This is a genomic window from Chryseobacterium vaccae (genome assembly GCF_009602705.1).
Classification (GTDB): domain Bacteria; phylum Bacteroidota; class Bacteroidia; order Flavobacteriales; family Weeksellaceae; genus Chryseobacterium; species Chryseobacterium vaccae.
Genome location: NZ_VSWH01000001.1, coordinates 1539273 through 1560023, shown reverse-complemented (window position 1 = coordinate 1560023; position 20751 = coordinate 1539273). Strand labels below are relative to the sequence as shown.

The following is a 20751-nucleotide window of genomic DNA, read 5'->3' as shown; positions in this document are numbered from 1 at the left end:
TGAGATTTTCTTTTCCTGCCTATACCTATTTTAAAGTAAACTTTACTTTCGTTTTAATTCCATCTGAAGAATTCCCGATTAAAGCCTCAAAATCTCCAGGTTCTGCAATCCAGTCATGTTTATTGGCATCAAAATAACTTAATGCGGTTTTATCAACGGTGAAGGTGACTTCTTTTTGTTCGCCGGGGTTTAAATATACTTTTTCAAAACCTTTCAATTCTTTGGCAGGGCGTGGTACAGAAGATTTTAAATCGCTGATGTAAAGCTGGACTACTTCAGCACCGGCTTTTTTTCCTGTATTTTTCACTGTTACTGTAAAAGTGATGGTACCATCCTGGGAGATTGTGGTTTTATCCGCTTTTGCTTTTCCGAATTCAAAAGTCGTATAGCTCAATCCGTGTCCGAAGCTGAAAAGAGGTTTGATGTTTTTAGTATCATGCCAGCGGTAGCCTACAAAAATTCCTTCATTATAGGTAATATTGATTGGATTTTTCTGATCTTTTCCTTTTCCTGCTGCCAGTTCATCCTTCTGTCCAGGATATTCTCCTAATTGATGAGCCGAATTGTCTTCAAGCTTTACAGGAAATGTAAACGGAAGTTTTCCTGAAGGATTAGCATCTCCCGCCAAAATAGAAGCGATTGAATTTCCTGCTTCTGACCCTAGATACCAGGCTTGCAATATTGTGGGAACTTCTTTGATCCATGGCATTGCTACTGCATTTCCGGAAACCAGAACTACAGCCAGATTTTTATTGGCTTTTGCTAAAGCTGAGATTACATTGTCCTGATTGTAAGGAAGACCATAACTTTTTCTGTCATTTCCTTCACTATCCTGGAAATCGGCTTTATTCAGTCCGCCAACGAAGATCACATAATCTGACTTTTTAGCAAGTTCTACAGCTTCGGTAAGCAATTCTGTTTCAGAACGGGTGTCTTTTAAATCCTGCCCGGATTTTACCCCGTTATATTCTCCGCCGATGTCTCCTACATACCCTCTGGCAAACTGTACATCAGTCTGCTTCCCGAATCTGGATTTAATTCCGTCTAAAGGAAGTGCTTCATATTTTACCTTTAATGAAGAGGAGCCACCGCCTACCGTCATAATTTTAATAGCATTTTCTCCAATAACCGCTATTTTTTTTGCTTTGTTAAGATCAATAGGCAGAACATTTCCTTGATTTTTCAATAGAACAATACCTTCTTCACCAATTTCTTTGGCTATGGCTTTATGTTCTTCAGAAGCAATATTTCCGAAAGGTTTGTTTCGGTTCATTGTTGTTTTGTAGGCAAGGCGAAGCAGTCGGGTTACCTTATCATCCAGTTCAGTGGTTCCTACTTTTCCGGATTTGATTAAATCTAAATAGGGTTTTGCCAGAAAATAATTGTCGTAAGCATTCTTTGTGCCTGCGGAAAGGCCATTCGTCCATGTTCCGAATTCAAGATCCAACCCGTTATGGATTGCCTGTTCGGTATTATTTACAGCGCCCCAGTCGGATACTACGACACCTTTATACTTCCATTCTTTTTTCAGAATATCGTTTAAAAGATATTGATTCTGGCTGGCGTATTGACCTTTATACAGATCATATGCTCCCATAATCGTCCAGGAATCTCCTTCAGTTACAGCGGCTTTGAAAGGCGGAAGATAGATTTCATAAAGCGTTCTGTCATCAACAATAACATTGCTGGTATGGCGGAACATTTCCTGATTATTGAGCGCAAAATGCTTTACAGAAGTAGCCACCCCGTTAGACTGTACGCCTTTAATATAAGGAACTACCATTTTTGAGGTCAGATAAGGATCTTCACCCATATACTCGAAATTTCTACCGTTTAACGGTGTTCTGTAAATATTAACCCCTGGCCCCAGAAGAATATCTTTTTTTCTGTAGCGGGCTTCTTCCCCCAAAGCTTTTCCATAATTCCATGACATTTTCTTGTTCCATGTAGCGGATAAAGCAGTCAGGGCAGGGTAGGCAATAATAGAATCATTCGTCCATCCGGCCTGGTCCCATTCGTCCCACATTACTTCCGGACGTACCCCGTGAGGACCGTCCGTTGTCCAGAATTCCGGAATTCCCAATCTTGGAACCCCCGGAGAGCTGAATTTCGACTGGGCATGAAGCATTGCCACTTTTTCTTCCAGAGTCATTCTCGAAAGAGCATCCTGGATACGCTGTTCTACAGGTTTCGATTCATCTAAATAAACGGGTAGTGCAGGTGTGGTCTGAGCCATATAAGAAACAGAAATGAAGGTGAATAAACTTAGAATGGCGGTTTTCTTTAACATAATGCCTGGTTATTTGATTGTAAGCAAAAGTAAAGAAAATTTTTTATTATCTCAAATTGAGAAAATGAAAATTAAATTATAAAAAAACTGCCTGGATTATCTGTCGGCAGTTTTTATCAGTTTTAAAGCTGAAAAAATCAGATATTGATCATTCAATTTTAGTTTTAATCTCTGAAATTCGGGTTCTTCGGATTGAAAATATTCAAAATATTCATTACCATCCCTTTACAGCGCCTCCTTTGAAAATTTCTTTGGCTTTCTTCTCCACTTCATCAGATTCATAGGCTTTTACAAAGTTTTTTACTTTCTGACTGTTCTTATTGTCCTGTCTTGCCACCACTACATTTACGTAAGGGGAATCTTTATCTTCTTTAAGAATAGCCTGTTTTTCAGAATCCAAACCGGCCTGAACGGCAAAATTATTATTGATAATTCCTACCACAACATCTCTGTCGTCCAGTACTCTTGGGATCTGGGCACCTTCAATTTCCATGATTTTAAGCTGCTTCGGATTCTCTGTAATATCAGTCACTTTTGGAAGAAGTCCTACACCGTCTTTTAATTTCAGTAAACCACTTTTTTGAAGCAGAAGCAAGGAACGTCCTCCGTTGGTTGGATCATTAGGAATAACAATTGTATTTCCCTCCTGAAGCTGGCTGATATTTTTAATTTTTTTAGAATAGGCAATGATAGGGTAGACGAAAGTATTGCCTACAACCGCTAAATTATATCCTCTCTGTTTCGACTGTTCTGTTAAGTAAGGTACATGCTGGAAAGCATTGGCATCAATATCACCATTGGTTAATGCTTCATTGGGAACTACATAATCATTGAAAGGGATCAGTTCTACTTCAAGGTTATATTTTTCCTTAGCCACCTTTTTAGCAACTTCGGCAATTTCCTGCTCTGGGCCGTACGTTATGCCTACCCGGATAAAATTAGGATCATCTTTCCTTCCGGAACATGCTGAAAACAGAAGTATTCCGGCAGCCAATACACCTAAGATCTTTATTTTTTTCATTATTTTATTATTCTCACTTTAAAATACTACCTATGGTCAAATTTTTTTGACAGTCTGTCGCCTAAAAATTGTATGATAAACACTAATAATACAAGCAATATGAGGACTGTATTCATAATGACAATATCATAGCCGATGTATCCGTACTGATAGCCAACCTGCCCTAATCCGCCGGCACCTACAGCTCCTCCCATAGCAGAGTACCCCACTAAAGTAATCAATGTGATGGTTGCATTATTGATAAGAGAAGGAAGGGCCTCCGGAAGCAATACTTTCCTGATAATCTGGAATGGTGACGCTCCCAAAGCTCTGGCTGTTTCTATTAAGCCATGAGGAACTTCAAGAAGACTATTTTCCACCAATCTTGCAATAAACGGAGCAGCTCCGATACTCAAAGGAACCAAAGCTGCATTGACGCCAATAGAAGTTCCGGCCAGGATTCTTGTAAAAGGAATCATCCATACAATTAAAATGATAAAAGGAATAGCACGGAAAATATTCACCACAACAGAAAGTGTTCTGTGATAGAATGTATTTTCCAACAATTGTCCTTTTCTGGTTAAAAAAAGCATAATCCCAACGGGAAGACCTAAAACAAATCCGAAAAATCCGGATACAAAAGTCATGTAAACTGTTTCCCAGGCTCCTTTTGCCAAAAGAGCAATTACCGTATCACTAAGCATATCCTTTTACTGTATTTTGAATTTTATTCTGATTGAAATAATAGATGGCCTGTTGGTTTTCTTCCGCTCCTCCCTGAAGCTGCAGCAGCAATTTTCCAAAATTGGAATGGCCAAGATATTCCACATCAGCTTTCAAAAGTTTATAAGGAATTTTATATTGGGAATATAAAGTTGAAAGAAGTTCTTCAACACTGATATTTTCGTTAAGTTCTATTTCGACCAGTGGAAATAAACCTTCTTTGGGCTCTTTCTGTAGTCTGTTATTGAGTTCCTGTGGCAAGGTCATGACATCTGAATTTATAAATTGTCGGATCACCGGATTTTCTTTATCCGAAATAATCTCACTTAAAGTTCCTTTAGCTAATAATTTTCCGTGGTCGATAACAGCAACATGATTGCAGACTGCTTTAATGACCTCCATCTCATGCGTAATCAAAAGGATGGTAATTCCTAATCTCTGGTTGATATCTCTTAACAGCTGTAAAATAGACTGTGTGGTAACAGGATCAAGAGCGCTGGTTGCTTCATCACAGAGCAGAAGGTGAGGATCATTGGCTAATGCCCTTGCGATGGCTACCCTTTGTTTCTGGCCCCCGGAAAGACTTCTGGGATAATCGTGGGCTTTATCTTCAAGACCTACGATTTTCAATAGCTCATGTACCTTTTTGCTGATCTGGTCTTTATTGAGATGATCCAGTTCCAAAGGAAGCGCAATATTACCAAAGACAGTTCTCGAAGAAAGCAGATTGAAATGCTGAAAGATCATTCCTATTTTTTTACGCTCTTCGGCCAGTTGTTTTGAACTTAACCGGGTAAAATCCTTGCCATTAATGATGATCTGGCCTTCATCTGGCCTTTCCAGAAGATTAACTGTACGAATCAGCGTACTTTTTCCTGCACCGGAAAATCCTATAATTCCTACGATATCACCTTTCTCTATATTGAGGCTCACCTGATCCAGTGCTTTAAAGGACTGTTTTTTCTGGTGAAAAGTTTTTGATATATTTTTAATTTCTATCATTCTGATGCTTTATACTATTTTAAACAGGCTGAAACCGCTTATTTGTTCTATTAAAAAATCTTCTTACCCGTCTGATTTTAACCTTTGACCGTTTCGAAAGTTTGAAGTACTTGGTAACATTTGTAAGAAGTACCCCCAGCAATATGATGGATAAACCATATAGCTGACCTCCGTTAATGCTTTGATGAGCAACAATCCAGCCAGCAATCACTGTAACAATAGGATTAATATAGGTATGGGTGCTTACCAGGGCAGCGGGCTTCACGGACAAGAGCCAAATGTACGACAAATAAGCGACTATCGATCCAAAGAAAATCAAAAACAGAACGCCCAGCCAAGCCGATAACGGAACCGCTGAAACGGAAAAACCGGTCCATTCTTTTCTTAAAAAAGCGATAAGAAAAGAGGCTAATCCGGCTATGATAAGCTGTTGGGCAATATTCATAAAAGTAGATTGGGAAGCAGGATTTTTCTTAGAATATAATGAACCTAATACCCAGGCTACAGAACTTAAGCCTAATACCACAAATGCGGTGATACGAAGATTTCCGTCAACTGCTGCATGAGCGGAATGTACACTTCCTTTCAGAAATAATACCAATCCAACAAAACCAATAACCAAACCTATTGGAATGAACTTATCTGAAAAATAATATTTCCAGTTTTTTCTGTCGATAGCAATAAACCAAAATGGTCCGGTAGCAATGGATATTGCCGCCTCTGAAGCGGTTACATATTGTTCTCCCCATGCCACAAGTCCTGTTCCTCCTGTAAGAATAAGGATTCCGGTGATGGCATTCTTTTTCCAGTTAACCAGAGCGTTTGCTTTTTCTCCCTTAGAGAGCAGATATCCGATCATCAGAATGCCTGCTACCAGAAACCTCAATCCGGAAAGTATGAATGGGGGAAAGCCTTTCAAGCCAAATGAAATAGCTAAAAACGTAATTCCCCATATTACATAGATGTTTGTAAAAGCCAATGGAACCAGCCATTTGTTTTTAGAATTGTTCATTTTTATTTTTTTAATGTTGTTCGTTTTTAATGAAAAAGGCTCTACAGTGTTGTAGAGCCTTTAAAAAATATGTCATATAAAGTTAAGGTCATCCACAATATTCCTGATGTATAGGCATACGGATCCACATCATCATTTTTTTGATGCTATGTTTCGTTATTGAATTATTTTTTAATTCTGCCTTCATTTTGTTTTATTTCCTGAATACGTTTGCAAATATATAATATAATTTTTATTAGTCCACTAAAAAAGTAGGGTTTTTAAATATTAATTTATTGTTAATAGTTTAATTGATTGTATATTAGTTATTTATGTTTTTATTTTTTTCAATATTATAAAAGAATAACTGCTTGTTAAATTTTATTTTAATCAAATTTCATTCATTTTCATTAATAATTAAGGTTATGAAAAACATAAAATAAATTGAAATTTATGAGAATTAGTTAAAAGTAGATGTTGTTGTTATGCTGCTTTTAAGGCGCAAAAAAATCAAAAATTTTTAGCAAGATTTAGGCTTGATTATGTGATATACAATTTTATCGGAGATAAAATCCTAGCGCTTTATTTATCCGATATAAAAAAACAAATTGCGCCCAACAAAACAACAATATATAAAACATTCTGCATGCTCTGCAAAATCAGAGAGCTAATAAAAAAGTTATCCAAAATTATTCGTGCATTAGCGGCAAAAAAATAGATACAAATTCATTTTACCTCCAATATTAAGAATATATTTTTTCTTTGTTTGAGACCGAATTCTCTTACATATCAGCAGAAGAGATTCCTCCGCATTTTGGCTGTGAATTATTAGCTGTTGATGTTTAACAAAATTAGCTAAAGTCAAAAAAAATCCCGATTTTTGCACTCCTTCAATAAACCCGAGTTCATGAAATTATGTATTGCCGAGAAACCCAGTGTTGCCAGAGATATTGCCAAAGTATTGGGCGCTACTACGCCTAAACAAGGCTATATGGAAGGGAACGGCTATTGCGTGACATGGACGTTCGGACATCTTTGTACCCTGAAAGAACCTCACGATTACGGTCCTCAATATAAATCCTGGAATTTATTTCTGCTGCCAATTATTCCCAACAGTTTTGGCATAAAGCTAATCCCGAATAAAGGCGTTGAAAACCAGTTTAAAGTAATTGAAAAATTAGTTGAGGAATGTGATGAGGTCATTAACTGCGGGGATGCCGGGCAGGAGGGAGAACTCATCCAGCGATGGGTATTGCAGAAGGCAAAATGTAACAAACCTATTCAGCGTTTATGGATATCTTCACTAACGGAAGAAGCCATTAAAGAAGGTTTTGCAAGCCTGAAACCTGCCGAAGATTATAAGAACCTGTATCTTGCCGGAAATGCCAGAGCCATCGGAGATTGGTTACTGGGAATTAACGCAACAAGGCTTTTTACTAAAAAATTTGGCGGAAATAAAGCCGTTCTTTCTATCGGAAGAGTGCAGACCCCAACATTAGCCATGCTGGTACAGCGTCAGAAAGAAATTGATGCCTTTACCACAGAAGAATACTGGGAGCTTAAAACAAAATACAGAGATGTTATTTTCAATGCTGCCATTGACCGTTTAAAAACTTTGGAGCGTGCCGAAAAAGGATTGGAATATCTTAAGGTTAATCCCTTTGAAATCGTTTCCTTTGAAATTAAAGAAGGGAAGGAAAAGAACCCAAGACTTTTTGACCTGACCGGACTTCAGGTAGAAGCCAACAAAAAATACGGCTATTCTGCAGAAAATACATTGAATTATATTCAGAGTCTTTACGAAAAAAAGCATGTGACTTATCCGCGTGTTGATACCACTTATCTATCCGAAAGTTTATATCCGAAAATAGAAGGTATCCTTCAGAAAATGTACCCTTATCAGGATTTGATTGCCCCATTGCTTGAAGCCCCTATTCCCAAATCAAAAGCTGTTTTTGATGATACAAAAGTGACGGATCACCATGCGATTATCCCTACCGAAATTCCTCCTTCTCAAAACCTGAGCAGGGAAGAAAAACTAATCTATGACCTGATTGCCAAACGTTTTATTGCCGTTTTCTACCCTGAATGTAAAATTTCAAATACTTTAGTAGAAGGAAAAGTAGGAACCATCCCTTTCAAAACCAGCGGAAGGCAGATTCTGGAACCGGGATGGAGAGCTGTTTATTCAAAAGAACCCAAAGAAGAACCTACAGATAAAGAAAAAGAAAAGGAAGAAGAACAAACCATACCTGAATTTATTGCTGGTGAAACAGGCCCTCACGATCCTATGATCCACCAGGGGAAAACTTCCCCTCCAAAACCTTATACGGAAGCAACCCTGCTTAGAGCAATGGAAACGGCCGGAAAACAGGTAGAAGATGAAGAACTTCGGGAATTATTAAAGAATAACGGAATCGGGAGGCCATCTACCCGGGCCAACATTATTGAAACCCTTTTCAAAAGAAAATACATCGAAAAGAAAAGGAAAAACCTGATTGCTACTCAAACCGGAATCCAACTGATTGATACCATCGAAGACGAGCTTTTAAAGAGCCCGGAATTAACCGGAGAATGGGAGTCAAAACTCCGTAAAATTGAGAAAGGGGAATATGAAGCCAATCTTTTTAAAGAAGAACTGATCCAGATGGTAACAGAGCTGACTGCAAAAGTAGTCTACGGAAAAGGAAAAGTGATTACCCTGCAGGAAGAAGAGAAAGAAGAAGTAAAGGAAAAGAAAAAAAGAGAACCTGCACAGAAAAAAGAACTTCAGTCCTGGGAGGAAACAAAATGCCCGAAATGTAAAGACCATACCCTGATGAAAGGGAAAACAGCAGTCGGTTGTTCCGACTTCAAAAACTGCGGTTTTAAAATTAGTTTTGAAATTTTTGGGAAGAAGCTTTCAGATAAACAATTGATGGATCTGGTTGTAAAAGGAAAAACTTCAAAGCTTAAAGGCTTTAGCACGCATCCTGAAGATTTGGCAGAAGGAGTTCTGTCTTTGACTGAAATTTTTCAAATAGAATTAAACTAAACTATTTCTCAAAATAATATCTATTTGTAAAATCTTTATTATTTTTGATTAAACTAATAATTAACATGAAATCACCATTTATTTATTTGATCATTTTTATCGGAGTTATTTGTTGTTTTGCAAGCTTTGTATCCATTAAAACTGACTTTTTTGAAATTTATAGGAGTAAAGAAACTGTTATTTATAAAGAGAATACAAGTTCATCAAGTGGTTGGGTCAAATTTCATGATTTTCCAAAGAAGGTAAAGAATAGTAAAGGTAAAATAATAACAAGTTCCAGTAAAGATATTTTAGAATATTGGAAATGTGATTGTAGTAAATATTCAAAATATTACTCAATTGAAGATTATGTAGTCTATGATTCGAAAGGAAAAGTAATTTCAAGTGGAGATAGATCAATTTATCGCGAAAGACCGATACCTAATAGTATAGGAGAGTTAATATATGAATCTTTTTGCAATGGAGAAGTAGCAACTTATACCGATATAGATTCGGCAGCTGTTATAGTTGATTCTTTATAACAGAAAATTTATTGGAACATTTAAATACTAATTCTTTTAAATCTATCTTTAAATTTACATCAAATTAAAAAGATAATGACACCAGAGAAAAAGAAACTCATGACCGACAGCTTCAGCCGTTCAGAAACTTTAAAATTCTATAAAGCAGAACTGCTGGAGGTGGAAACGGATTTCGTATCCATTAAAATTCCTAAAATGGACATGATGACCCGAAAAGCAGGAATGTTCAATGGGGCCATGATTGCTTCATTGGTGGATGTTTCCTCGGGATATGCCTCGGTAAGCCATTATCCGGAAGACTGTTATGTGGTTACGGTGGAACTGAAGGTGAATTACCTGCGTCCGGCTATCGGTGATGCCCTTGTTTCAAAATCTTATGTAATCAAAGGTGGTGGGAAGATTATTGTAGTCAGAACCGAAATTTATGTTCAGAATGAAAGCGGTGATTCAGAAAGTCATGTGGCTACTTCATTGGTTACGATGATGAAAATAAAATAATCCCTGATCATAAAAAAAATCCCTGAATAAAAGGGTTTACAGAATTTCTTTAACCGGAATGGAATAGCTTTTGCTCCATATCCCCCATAAACATTAAAAATTTACGATATGAACTTAATTATCCGATTGTTCGTAACGGCAATAGTTGCCTATCTTTTAACGAAAATTTTACCGGGAGTACATTTTGAAGGATTTTCTTCAGCCATTATTTTTGCTATTGTACTGGGAGTCCTGAACATATTTGTTAAGCCTATTTTAAGCTTATTCGGACTTCCACTGACTATTATCACGTTAGGATTCTTTGCATTGGTTATTAATGCAGCCATTATCCTTATTGCGGATTACTTTATAAACAGTATGGTGGTAGATGGCTTCTGGTGGGCATTTATCTTTAGTATACTCTTATCAATCGTCACCTCTTTGGCCAATTCAATGTTCTCAGATGGAGATTAATTGATTCAAATAAAGTTATAAAGTCCGCTGGTGTAATGCCGGCGGACTTTTTTGTTGGAAACGGTAAGAGTACTCAGGTGTTTTTAGACGGGGTTGAAGCAGGATGCTGAAAAAGAGAAGCTATGAAAGCAACCCAAAATAAGTGTTGAACTATTTTAAGATAATTTGATTTTACAGTGACCTTCAATATCTATAACCGAAAGTAACTTCCAGCCTCCTTCTTCCATCTTCCATCCTGATTTCACGATAGTCCTAATTTTAATGTTAATTATTTCGTTAATCTTTATTTTAAGTACTAACTTTGGCAATCTTTGAATTTAATAATAGGAATGTATGAATTAACATGAGTACACATCCGTTAAAAATGAATATCAACATATGAAACTTAAGTACAGTCTGCTGGCTCTAGCAGCTCCGCTCTTAATGAATGCACAACAAGTAATGACGCCTGAAATTCTTTGGACTTTGAAAAAAGTTGGAGTACAGGCAGTTTCACCGGATCAGGCTTCCCTTATTTATAAAGTAGGGCAGGTAGATCTGAAAACAGAAAAAACAAAAAGTGAGAACTATTTTCTGAACGTTCTTAATCATCAGTCTTCCAAAATCGATTTCGGTAAAAAATCTTTGATCCAATGGGATAAAAATGGAATCTATGCTCAGGAAGGAGACAAAATCTACCTTTCAAAAGATGCCGGAAAAACATGGAGTGAATTTTATACTATCGGAGAGGTTGATAATATTGTTATTTCTCCGGACGGGAAAAGAATTGCTTTTAGTAAGCAGGTTTTAGTGGAGAAATTAATGGGGAAAGATAAATATGCCGATACCCCAAAAACAACTGCTCAGGTATACACCGATCTGAATCACAGACATTGGGATTACTTCAATGAAGGAAAATACAACCACGTATTTGTTGTTAATACTTCTGATAAAGTAGACGGTGCAAAAGATCTATTGGAAGGGAAGACATGGGATTCTCCCCAGAGACCTTTCGGTGGAGCTGAAGATTTTATCTGGAGCCCGGATTCTGCACAGCTTTTATACGTTACAAAACCTAAAAGCGGTAAAGAATATGCAACAAGTACCAATACAGATATCTTTGCCTATGATATGGCTTCAGGGACTACTAAAAACCTTACAGAATCCAATAAAGGCTATGATGTAAACCCTAAATTCAGTCCGGATGGTAAATCTTTAATCTGGCAGAGCATGGCCAGAGACGGTTATGAAGCGGATAAAAATGATGTAAAAATCATGGATTGGAAAACCGGGAAAACAACGAATCTAACAGCAGCCTGGGATGAAAGTGTTTCCGGAGATGTTCTTTGGGGAGCAGATTCAAAAACAATCTACTTTACAGCCGCATACAGAGGAACAAAACAGCTTTTCTCATTAGATTCTAAATTGGCAAAAGTACAGCAGATTACCAAAGGAGATTTCGATGTTAACGAAATTTTCACTGATAATAAAACTTCACTTTTAGTAGGAAGAACAGACGTAAACCACGCCACGGAATTATTCTCTGTTAATGTTAAAAATGGAGAAATGAAGCAGGTTACCGAAGCGAACAAAGATGCTTATGCAAAGCTGGCTCAGGGAAAATCTGAACTTAAAATGGTGAAAACTTCCGATGGTAAAGAAATGGGAGTATGGTTTCACTATCCACCGAACTTCGATCCGAATAAAAAATATCCCACACTGGTATATTGTCAGGGAGGTCCGCAATCTGCATTGACACAATATTTCAGCGTTAGATGGAACTTTGCCTTAATGACAGCCAACGATTACATCGTAGTAGCACCTAACAGAAGAGGAATGCCGGGATGGGGAACAAAATGGAATGAAGATATCTCAAAAGACTGGGGCGGACAGCCAATGAGAGATTATCTGGCAGCAACAGACTACGCAAAAACATTACCATACGTAGACGGAGACAGAGTAGCAGCAGTAGGAGCAAGCTATGGAGGGTACAGCGTATTCATGTTAGCAGGAATCCACGAAAACAGATTCAAAACATTCATCGCACACGATGGATTATTTGATATGAAATCATGGTATCTGACAACGGAAGAACTTTGGTTTGCCAACTGGGACATCGGTTCTCCATGGGAAAAACCACAGCCAAAAGCATACACAGAATTCAATCCAAGCAATTTTGTAGATAAATGGAACAAGCCTATCATGATTGTTCAGGGTGGAATTGATTTCCGTGTACCTTACGAGCAGGGGCAGGAAGCTTTCCAGGCTGCGAAATTAAAAGGATTAAAATCTAAACTGGTATATTTCCCGAATGAAAACCACTGGGTACTTCATCCACAAAACGGATTGGTATGGCAGAGAGAATTCTTCGACTGGTTGAAAGAAACATTGTAATAGATCAATACAAGCGGGCTTTAGCCCGCTTTTTTTATATTGAAAAAATCTAAAGGCTTTAGCCAAAATTTATATATTTGAATATGCAAAACCGTATTTCCTCATTTTTACCCCTTATTGATAACCAATCTGAAATTTTAATTTTAGGCTCAATTCCCGGTGTGAAATCTCTGGAGAAACAACAATATTATGCTCATCCGCAAAACAAATTCTGGAAAATTATCTTTGAACTGCTGAATGAAGAGGTTACAGAAAGCTATACTAAAAGAACTGAGATTCTGAAGAAACATCACATCGCTCTTTGGGATGTCATTGATTCCTGTGAAAGAAAAGGGAGCCTGGATTCTGAGATCAGAAATGAAGAAGCTAATCAGATTGCCGAACTTCTGGAAGAATATCCAAACGTTAAAGCTATTTTCTGCAATGGTGGGAAATCCTACAAAAACTTACAGAAATTATTAGGGAAAAACTATAGGTTGCCAATCTTTTTACTGCCATCTACCAGCCCGCTTCACACGATATCTTTTGAGAAAAAATTAGGGGAATGGACGAAAATTCTGGATTTCCTGAAATAGTTTTTATCTCTCGTAGATGTCACGGATTCTGCCGATTTTCTTGCTGGAATTCGCAAAGCCGCAAAATAATTTTTGAGGCCGTATAAATAAGGCGCAATGATTTTATCTCCAATAAAATTTGATCTGAATATTTTGTATACAAACTTGCTGAAAATCTTTGATTTTCTTGCGTCTTAAAGACAGCATAATAGGTCAAAATCCTTGCGTCCTTTGGCGTTTTCCAACATTCATTTCTGTTTCCCACAGATCGTGTAGATTACACAGTTTTTTTATTTATATGTTTTTGTTGGGGTTTGGCACAGGCGCTATTTTTTCACCAGCTTTATGGGTATAAGTCGCAATGATTTTATTTACGATAAAATTTCACACTGTCAAATACATAAAAATCGTAGATTTTTAAAAGCTTAAGTGAACTTTTATGCACAAAGCTTTTAAGCTTACTTCTACTAAAGTGTAAAGTTGTAGCCTTTATGGTCCAACATTCAGCGAAAGACAGAAATCAATTACCATTTAAGTATTTCCTTAATCCTTTCAACAGCTCCAGCTGATTTTTTGTTCTGTCCAGATTATGTTCAGGATATTGTATGGAATAATAAGTACTCCCATTCAGGTAATCTGTCAAAAAGCGCACGGCCTGAATATAAATGACAACCTGTGCCGCGTAATCCAGATTATTAATTTCTTCAGGAACCAGTTTTTCTTTTAAATCAGATAAAAAACCCTCTTTTACAGCTTCGTATATTTCTGCATTGAAATTGTCTGTGGCCGTTCCGTCATCTTCAACTGTAGTATTGGTATAAGATCGGGCTATATCTCCAAAATCATACAGTAAAGTAGAAACCATGATGGTATCCAGATCAATAATAGCTAAAGGTTTGGAATTCTTGAAGAGGATATTTCTTACATTCGGATCTCCGTGAATAATCCTTTTGGGAAGGGAACCGCTGCTTTCCATATCAATCCATTGTTGGGGAAATGGAAGAAGCTGATTGGTGGTTTCAATTTCAGCAGAAGCAGTCTTTATCAAAGTGCTTTCCGTTTTATGTAAAGCAATCTTGTAATCTGAAATCCTTTTTTCAAAGTTAACAAAATCAGGAAGCGGAGTTCGGATTTCAGGAATGTTTCCGGTATTGATGGTATTGAGGAAACAACCTATTGCTTTTGCTGATGCATACGCTGTTTCTGCATCCGGAATCCTGAAAAAAGTTGTCGTATCTTCTATAAAACCGGTCATTCTCCATGATCCGCCTTCTTGATCTTTTGCAATAAAATTTCCGTTTAAAGAGGGGATTGGAATGATAAGCTGTAATGGATAATTCCCGTTTTCCAGAAGCTGATTAACTGCTAAATGGTTGCTGATAATCATCTCAGGTTGTTTGAAAACATGATGGTTGATCTTTTGCAGGATAAATTTTTTCTTGCGGTCTGAATCCTCTAAAAGATAAGTGGTATTGATCAGGCCGTCATTGATAGGAGAGAGGGCATAATTTTTCGTTCCTATAAATTGAGTTACAATATCATTTATTTCCATAAATCTTCCGGGTATCTGTTGTTTCGAATCTCCGATAGCAGAAAATCCTTAATATTCTTTTTGTCATCAGCATACGTAACTCCCATCCAATGTGAAGGGGAAGCCTTTACCAGGACCTTTATTTCCTTTTCATCTATCATTCTCTGAACTGCGGAAGGAATATAAAATTCCTGGCCGGGTCCCGGCTCAGATTCTATGAAATCATAAAAGTAAGCCTCCAGAAAGCAGAAAATATGTGGATTGAAAATGAAGAAATTCATAGATACAAGGGTATCGGGGGATAACTGTATATTCTCTCCGTTCTCGTTATAAATAATGGAACCGTTGAGTTTTTGAATGGAAGTCTGTTCTTCTACGCTAATCAGGTAATGTTCAGGATCCAGTGTACATATTCCTCTCGCTACTGCTCCATGGCCGCTTAATGTTGTGCCTACAGGATAGGCAACCATTCCGAACTGCGATTCTGAAATATGATGGTGGTCAATTTCATCAGCAGCCAGCTGATAAGCTTCCTTTCCATAAAAATCATCCGCATTGATCATTACGAAGGGTTCCTGTATTGTATATTTGGCGCAAAGAACAGCGTGGGCAGTCCCCCATGGTTTTTCACGCGCAGGATAATCGAAGCCCTGTAACGGAATACTGTTGATTTCCTGATATATCCAGTGGAGCTCAAAATTTTTGGTTTCAGAAATGTTGTTGAGCCGGTCAATATAACTTTGGGGAATCAGTTTATTGACAATAATAACGATTTTCCGAAAGCCGGCTTCCAGCGCATCGTAGATAGAGTACTCCAAAATAGGAGATCCGTTATCGAATATTCCGTCTACCTGTTTCAGTCCTTTGTAACGGCTTCCTAATCCGCCAGCTAATATGAGCAGTGCTTTTTTAGAACTCATCAGTCATTCCAAATACAGGTTTACGGGTTTTCCATTTTCCGTTGGTGAAATCAGGGATATCTACCACTTGTCCTCCTTTGGCAATAGATTCTTCACTCAGCGGAGTGATAGAATACCATAACGCAAGATCATAAACATCCATCGGGAATTCTATATTTCGTTTGATACATTCAATAAAAGTATTCATCACAAAGAAATCCATTCCGCCATGTCCGGCTCCGGCAGCTGTACTTTCGAACTTCTTCCACATAGGATGGTCGTATTCTTTCATCCATTTTTCCGTATTCTCCCAGCGATGGCTGTGGTTCATTGTTTTTTCAAAATAAATATGCCCCTGGTTAAAATCTCCCCAGCCGAAATCCTGCCATAATCCTTCAGTTCCCTGTACTCTGAAGCCTAAATCATAAGGTCTCTGTAAGCTGGTGTCATGGGTTAAAAGGATCGTTTCTCCATTAGCACATGCAATTTGAGTGGTTACAATATCTCCCTGGTTGAATTTTACCTTGGCATTCGGATGATTTTCTCCTCCTTTAGCATGTTCTGTAATATATTTATGTAGCCCTACAGACTTTGAAGAGAATGAAGAAAGCCTTGTCAGACGGTTCCCGCGGTTGATGTCCATCATCATGGCAACCGGACCTAATCCATGGGTAGGATATAATTCTCCGTTACGCTTTACATAATGTTCCGTTCTCCATTTCGCTTCACTGAAACCTTTATCTCCGAATTCAGCCCCGGAATTGTAAGGAGTAACCCCGTCATTGAAAAGAACACCTCTTAAATCATGCTGATATCCGCCTCTTCCATGAACCAGCTCTCCGAACATTCCCTTACGAACCATATTCAGAATGGCCATGATATCTCTGCGGTAACAGACATTTTCCATCATGAAAATAGGAACTTTTGTTTCCTCATATACTTTTACAAACTCCCAGCAGTCCTGAAGTTTTATGGCTCCTGAAACCTCCATGCCAACAATCTTTTTAGCACGCATCGCTTCTACACCCTGAGGAAGATGCCATTCCCATGGAGTAGCAATAACAACAGCATCTATTGTTTTTAATTTTAAGAGATTCCGATAATCATAGTCACCGTTAGAATACTCCTGAGCAGCTGATTTGTTATTGTCTTTTAATATCTTTTGAGAAGCGGCAAGCATTCTTTTATCCGGATCTGCAAACGCTACAATTTCTACATCATTACGTTTTGCCAGCAATTTTACATGTTCCTGTCCGCGAAGTCCTACGCCAATAAATCCTACGCGAACTTTTTTATCTGTTTTAAAATCATTGGAATAGGCAAATAACGAATTGGGCAGAACTAAAGCACCAAAGCTTGCCAGAGCAGCTGTTTTAATAAAGTTTCTGCGGGAAGTATGATTGTCCATCTATTTTTTTTCTAAATATATTAAAACTTTTGCAGACAGCGATGGAGTGGGGGCTACTGGTTCAAAGACTGGAGAATAATAGCATAAAAATGGTAACTAAAAAATAAACAAGCAGCCAGAGCTGGTCCTTCAGCTATTGACCATAATAAGCTGCAATTACTTTTTCTCTCATCTTATTCAGATATTTGATGTCTTTGGTATTCGATAAAATAATTACAGTGAGGTTTTTATCTACTAAATGTACCCAGTTGGCGCTGTGCCCATATCCTTCACCCTGACGCTCTGCAAATATCGTGTTAACAGAACCGAATTTTTTAGGATACACCCAGAAACCAAGAGCTGTATCTTCCAGCTTCTTATCAGCAGTCAGCATGATATCCAGTGATTTTTTGCTGAACAGCTTATGATTAAAAACAGCCTGGTCAAAGATCTGTAAATCCTTAGGGGTGGAGTACATGGCTCCTGCAGAATAGAAATTGTCAATGTAGGTATTCGTTGGCATATGCAGCGAAAAGGGGTCAGATTCATCTGCTGAATATCCTTCATCAATATTTTTAATAATGTCATTATGATGAAGAAAGCCGGTATTCTGCATTTTCAGAGGAGTAAGGATCTGTTCCTGTAAAACTTTTTCAAACGGCTTATGGTAAATTTTTTCAATGATCTTTCCGAGCAGAATAAAATCTCCGTTGTTGTAGCTGAATTTAGTTCCCGGCTCATCAACCAGCTTTTCAGAAAGGAAGGTATTGATGAAATCATCCAGCTCCCATATTGTATTATCATATGCCTGGTGGATAAATTCCGGTGTACTGATGTCTTTATTGGCTCTTCCGCTGCTGTAGGTAAGAAGATTCCTGATAGTGGCTTTTTTCGCGGCTTCCCCTTTGTATTCCGGGTAATAGGTAGAAATGGTGGAGTCCAGATTTATTTTTCCTTGGTCATAAAGCTGCATAATCAATGCTGCCGTAAAGGTTTTGGTGAGTGAAAAAATATGAAATCTGGTTTCATCAGAAAATGGAATCTGGTAATGCCTGTTGGAGAAACCTTTGTAAGTAAGTAATTCAGTTTTGCCATTTTTCGCCAATAAAACAGAGCCGTTAAAATTATCTTCTTTTACAGAAGAGTCAATTACTTTTTCGACTTTCTGTAGCTGAGGATGAACAGTATTGAACATCATCAGCAGAAATCCTGATAGGATATATTTCATAGGGCTGTATTTTTAAATGAACATAGAATTACTTACTTCAAAGATAAGTATTTATGTTATTATTTTTCCATATAATATACTTCTTCATAAGGCTGAATCAGTACCCATCCATGTCCTGAAAACTTCATCTGGAATTCTTCACCGCTTCCTCTTCCGATAAGGCTTTTTAATGAAACATTGGTTTTCAGTTCAGGGCTCAGGTTTCCGGACCATGCTACTGTAGCATTAGGATCTGTGAACACCGGAGTATCAGGAGTTACCAATAACGTTAAAGGATCTCCGTGAGTGGTTATGGCAATATGCCCCGTTCCCGATAGCTTTACCTGGAAAAGTCCGCCAGCCAGCATTCCTGCAACACTTTTAAGCATGGTAATATCACTTTTTACACTTTGCTCATGGGCCAGAACATCATTTCCGTTTACACATACTGACTCATTGTTCAGATAAAGGATACGAACTTTCTTTCCGGAATCTGCCACATATAATTTCCCTGTTCCTTCAGCCTTCATGAGTTTGGCTCCTTCTCCGCTGATTGCTTTCTTTAAAAGATTTCCTATTCCTCCGGACAGCATTCCCTGTCTTTCAAAATTGATGTTGCCCACATAACTTACCATACTTCCTTTCTTCGTCCATACTGCCTGATTATTCAGGTTGATTTCCAGAAGGTGCTTGGTTTCCAGCTCAAAATAGTCTCTCTGTTGTGGATTTTCTTTGGTTTCATTAATAAATGCTTCAATTGAATACTTGCTCATAATGTTTTGAAATTTAAATGATATATAATTTTTTAGTGTTGTTCTTTGGGTATAATTTGTACTCTTTTCAGTGGTGTTTAGAATTAAGGTGAGCGAATTCATCATCATCTATTCTTCCGCTCCATACAAAATCAATGATCTCATGTCCGTCAGGGTAAGGATTGTTTAAAAAATAGATTTTACAAGGAGATTTTTTCATAACTGTTTTTAATTCCGGGCTAAAATAGACTTTTTTTCAATGCAAAACTCCCGTAAAATCACGGTTTTATATTTGAATTTAAATAATACTTGACAAAGGGGTATTGAATGTCGTATATTTGCACTCCGAAAATTACACCTTGTAATTTCAATAATTTTTAAACCGTAATTTAAAAAATGAAAACATCAGATTTTAATTTTGATCTTCCTGCGGAGTTATTAGCAGAACACCCATCAGAGCACAGAGACGAAGCCAGATTAATGGTTCTTGACAGAAAAACTGAGACCATCTCGCATAAACTGTTTAAAGATGTTGTTGATTATTTTGACGAGGATGATTTGTTTATCTTTAACAATACCAAGGTTTTCCCTGCACGTCTTTATGGAAATAAAGAAAAAACAGGCGCTAAAATTGAAGTTTTCCTTTTAAGAGAGCTTGATAAAGAAACAAGAGTTTGGGACGTATTGGTAGATCCTGCAAGAAAAATCAGAATTGGTAACAAATTATTCTTTACCGAAGATGAATCTCTTGTTGCTGAGGTAATTGATAACACCACTTCAAGAGGACGAACTCTGAGATTCTTATTCGACGGATCTTATGATGAATTCAGAACTAAATTGAAAGAATTAGGAGAAACTCCACTTCCAAAATACATCAAAAGAGCAGTAGAGCCTGAAGATGCAGAGAGATACCAAACCATCTATGCAAAAGTAGAAGGAGCTGTTGCTGCACCTACGGCAGGATTGCATTTCTCCAGACATTTGATGAAAAGACTGGAGATCAAAGGAATCAACTTTGCTGAAGTTACCCTTCACGTTGGTTTGGGAACATTCAACCCAATTGAAGTAGAAGATCTTTCTAAGCATAAAATGGAATCTGAAGAGATCATCATTGACGAGAAAAATGCTGACATCATTAATAAAGCTGTAGATGCTCACAGAAGAGTATGTGCAGTGGGTACCACTACGATGAGAGCATTGGAAACATCTGTTTCTTCCAATAAAAAAATCTCTGCTTTCAATGGCTGGACTAATAAATTCATTTATCCGCCTCACGATTTTGGAGTAGCCAATTCAATGATTACGAATTTCCACACCCCAAAATCTACATTACTAATGATGATTGCTGCATTTGCCGGAAGAGATTTCGTGATGCACGCTTATGAAGAAGCCGTAAAAGAAAAGTATAAATTCTATTCTTACGGTGATGCAATGCTTATTTTGTAATTAATTTTAAATTATAGATTATAAATTTTAGATTAGGTTCTAACCTCCGGAAGGGATTTTAATCTAAAATTTATAATTTAAAATCTATAA

General features: G+C 37.5%; 18 protein-coding genes. 7 read left to right on the top strand and 11 right to left on the bottom strand.

Annotated elements, in window-relative coordinates; genetic code table 11:
* Window positions 1-25: 25 nt before the first annotated feature.
* The 5 genes from FW768_RS07055 to FW768_RS07035 form a co-directional block, all read right to left on the bottom strand.
* Window positions 26-2236, bottom strand: coding sequence for a glycoside hydrolase family 3 C-terminal domain-containing protein (locus FW768_RS07055; RefSeq protein WP_394349972.1), 2211 nt, complete (start codon window positions 2234-2236; stop codon window positions 26-28).
* 268 nt (window positions 2237-2504) lie between these two features.
* The gene (gene metQ / locus FW768_RS07050; protein ID WP_153394054.1) at window positions 2505-3311 is read right to left on the bottom strand and encodes a methionine ABC transporter substrate-binding lipoprotein MetQ; all 807 of its coding nucleotides are present in this window, start codon (window positions 3309-3311) and stop codon (window positions 2505-2507) included.
* Between the two features lie 26 nt (window positions 3312-3337).
* On the bottom strand, window positions 3338-3994 hold the full coding sequence (gene metI, locus FW768_RS07045) for a methionine ABC transporter permease MetI (RefSeq protein ID WP_153394052.1): 657 nt from the start codon (window positions 3992-3994) through the stop codon (window positions 3338-3340).
* Entirely contained in the window at window positions 3987-5015 is a 1029-nt protein-coding gene (locus FW768_RS07040; RefSeq protein WP_153394050.1) for a methionine ABC transporter ATP-binding protein, read from the bottom strand. Before FW768_RS07040 ends, metI begins: the two co-directional genes overlap by 8 nt.
* A 19-nt stretch (window positions 5016-5034) precedes the next feature.
* Window positions 5035-6027 (bottom strand): EamA family transporter, encoded by a 993-nt coding sequence (locus FW768_RS07035; protein ID WP_153394048.1) that lies wholly within the window; start codon window positions 6025-6027, stop codon window positions 5035-5037.
* Window positions 6028-6913: 886 nt separating this feature from the next.
* On the opposite strand from FW768_RS07035, the gene FW768_RS07030 reads away from it, so the two are divergent.
* The 6 genes from FW768_RS07030 to FW768_RS07005 all read left to right on the top strand — a co-directional run bounded on the left by FW768_RS07030 (window position 6914) and on the right by FW768_RS07005 (window position 13460).
* On the top strand, window positions 6914-9040 hold the full coding sequence (locus tag FW768_RS07030; protein WP_153394046.1) for a type IA DNA topoisomerase: 2127 nt from the start codon (window positions 6914-6916) through the stop codon (window positions 9038-9040).
* 65 nt (window positions 9041-9105) lie between these two features.
* A complete protein-coding gene (locus tag FW768_RS07025) occupies window positions 9106-9561 on the top strand; it encodes a hypothetical protein (protein ID WP_153394044.1) in 456 nt (151 codons plus the stop codon).
* A gap of 75 nt (window positions 9562-9636) precedes the next feature.
* A complete protein-coding gene (locus tag FW768_RS07020; protein WP_153394042.1) occupies window positions 9637-10059 on the top strand; it encodes a PaaI family thioesterase in 423 nt (140 codons plus the stop codon).
* A gap of 108 nt (window positions 10060-10167) precedes the next feature.
* Window positions 10168-10512, top strand: a complete 345-nt coding sequence (locus tag FW768_RS07015; RefSeq protein WP_062696468.1) for a phage holin family protein — start codon at window positions 10168-10170, stop codon at window positions 10510-10512.
* A gap of 378 nt (window positions 10513-10890) precedes the next feature.
* A complete protein-coding gene (locus FW768_RS07010; protein WP_153394040.1) occupies window positions 10891-12885 on the top strand; it encodes a S9 family peptidase in 1995 nt (664 codons plus the stop codon).
* A gap of 83 nt (window positions 12886-12968) precedes the next feature.
* On the top strand, window positions 12969-13460 hold the full coding sequence (locus tag FW768_RS07005; protein ID WP_153394038.1) for a DNA-deoxyinosine glycosylase: 492 nt from the start codon (window positions 12969-12971) through the stop codon (window positions 13458-13460).
* A 499-nt stretch (window positions 13461-13959) separates the two neighbouring features.
* Here FW768_RS07005 and FW768_RS07000 read toward each other — a convergent pair whose 3' ends face one another.
* The 6 genes from FW768_RS07000 to FW768_RS23825 form a co-directional block, all read right to left on the bottom strand.
* Window positions 13960-14991, bottom strand: a complete 1032-nt coding sequence (locus tag FW768_RS07000; RefSeq protein WP_153394036.1) for a phosphotransferase enzyme family protein — start codon at window positions 14989-14991, stop codon at window positions 13960-13962.
* On the bottom strand, window positions 14982-15890 hold the full coding sequence (locus FW768_RS06995; protein ID WP_153394034.1) for a nucleotidyltransferase family protein: 909 nt from the start codon (window positions 15888-15890) through the stop codon (window positions 14982-14984). The genes FW768_RS07000 and FW768_RS06995 overlap by 10 nt, the downstream gene beginning before the upstream one ends.
* Window positions 15880-17277, bottom strand: coding sequence for a Gfo/Idh/MocA family protein (locus FW768_RS06990; RefSeq protein ID WP_153394032.1), 1398 nt, complete (start codon window positions 17275-17277; stop codon window positions 15880-15882). Before FW768_RS06990 ends, FW768_RS06995 begins: the two co-directional genes overlap by 11 nt.
* Before the next feature lie 133 nt (window positions 17278-17410).
* The gene (locus FW768_RS06985; RefSeq protein ID WP_153394030.1) at window positions 17411-18484 is read right to left on the bottom strand and encodes a serine hydrolase domain-containing protein; all 1074 of its coding nucleotides are present in this window, start codon (window positions 18482-18484) and stop codon (window positions 17411-17413) included.
* A gap of 59 nt (window positions 18485-18543) precedes the next feature.
* Window positions 18544-19236 carry an AIM24 family protein gene (locus tag FW768_RS06980; RefSeq protein ID WP_153394028.1) on the bottom strand — a complete coding sequence of 231 codons (693 nt, stop codon included), beginning with the start codon at window positions 19234-19236 and terminating at the stop codon, window positions 18544-18546.
* 67 nt (window positions 19237-19303) lie between these two features.
* Window positions 19304-19435 carry a hypothetical protein gene (locus tag FW768_RS23825; RefSeq protein WP_262885773.1) on the bottom strand — a complete coding sequence of 44 codons (132 nt, stop codon included), beginning with the start codon at window positions 19433-19435 and terminating at the stop codon, window positions 19304-19306.
* A gap of 176 nt (window positions 19436-19611) precedes the next feature.
* Between FW768_RS23825 and queA the strand changes: the two genes are divergently transcribed.
* Entirely contained in the window at window positions 19612-20661 is a 1050-nt protein-coding gene (queA, locus tag FW768_RS06975; protein WP_153394026.1) for a tRNA preQ1(34) S-adenosylmethionine ribosyltransferase-isomerase QueA, read from the top strand.
* Window positions 20662-20751: the final 90 nt, after the last annotated feature.

What these genes read in the sequence shown, in the direction of transcription:
- metI (WP_153394052.1), bottom strand. Translation starts at nt 3,994, where the DNA reads ATGCTTAGTGATACGGTAATTGCTCTTTTGGCAAAAGGAGCCTGGGAA.
- queA (WP_153394026.1), top strand. Translation starts at nt 19,612, where the DNA reads ATGAAAACATCAGATTTTAATTTTGATCTTCCTGCGGAGTTATTAGCA.
- FW768_RS07015 (WP_062696468.1), top strand. Translation starts at nt 10,168, where the DNA reads ATGAACTTAATTATCCGATTGTTCGTAACGGCAATAGTTGCCTATCTT.
- FW768_RS07020 (WP_153394042.1), top strand. Translation starts at nt 9,637, where the DNA reads ATGACACCAGAGAAAAAGAAACTCATGACCGACAGCTTCAGCCGTTCA.
- FW768_RS06980 (WP_153394028.1), bottom strand. Translation starts at nt 19,236, where the DNA reads ATGAGCAAGTATTCAATTGAAGCATTTATTAATGAAACCAAAGAAAAT.
- FW768_RS07025 (WP_153394044.1), top strand. Translation starts at nt 9,106, where the DNA reads ATGAAATCACCATTTATTTATTTGATCATTTTTATCGGAGTTATTTGT.
- FW768_RS07055 (WP_394349972.1), bottom strand. Translation starts at nt 2,236, where the DNA reads ATGGCTCAGACCACACCTGCACTACCCGTTTATTTAGATGAATCGAAA.
- FW768_RS07030 (WP_153394046.1), top strand. Translation starts at nt 6,914, where the DNA reads ATGAAATTATGTATTGCCGAGAAACCCAGTGTTGCCAGAGATATTGCC.
- FW768_RS07035 (WP_153394048.1), bottom strand. Translation starts at nt 6,027, where the DNA reads ATGAACAATTCTAAAAACAAATGGCTGGTTCCATTGGCTTTTACAAAC.
- FW768_RS07040 (WP_153394050.1), bottom strand. Translation starts at nt 5,015, where the DNA reads ATGATAGAAATTAAAAATATATCAAAAACTTTTCACCAGAAAAAACAG.
- FW768_RS07010 (WP_153394040.1), top strand. Translation starts at nt 10,891, where the DNA reads ATGAAACTTAAGTACAGTCTGCTGGCTCTAGCAGCTCCGCTCTTAATG.
- FW768_RS07005 (WP_153394038.1), top strand. Translation starts at nt 12,969, where the DNA reads ATGCAAAACCGTATTTCCTCATTTTTACCCCTTATTGATAACCAATCT.
- FW768_RS06990 (WP_153394032.1), bottom strand. Translation starts at nt 17,277, where the DNA reads ATGGACAATCATACTTCCCGCAGAAACTTTATTAAAACAGCTGCTCTG.
- FW768_RS06985 (WP_153394030.1), bottom strand. Translation starts at nt 18,484, where the DNA reads ATGAAATATATCCTATCAGGATTTCTGCTGATGATGTTCAATACTGTT.
- FW768_RS06995 (WP_153394034.1), bottom strand. Translation starts at nt 15,890, where the DNA reads ATGAGTTCTAAAAAAGCACTGCTCATATTAGCTGGCGGATTAGGAAGC.
- metQ (WP_153394054.1), bottom strand. Translation starts at nt 3,311, where the DNA reads ATGAAAAAAATAAAGATCTTAGGTGTATTGGCTGCCGGAATACTTCTG.
- FW768_RS07000 (WP_153394036.1), bottom strand. Translation starts at nt 14,991, where the DNA reads ATGGAAATAAATGATATTGTAACTCAATTTATAGGAACGAAAAATTAT.
- FW768_RS23825 (WP_262885773.1), bottom strand. Translation starts at nt 19,435, where the DNA reads ATGAAAAAATCTCCTTGTAAAATCTATTTTTTAAACAATCCTTACCCT.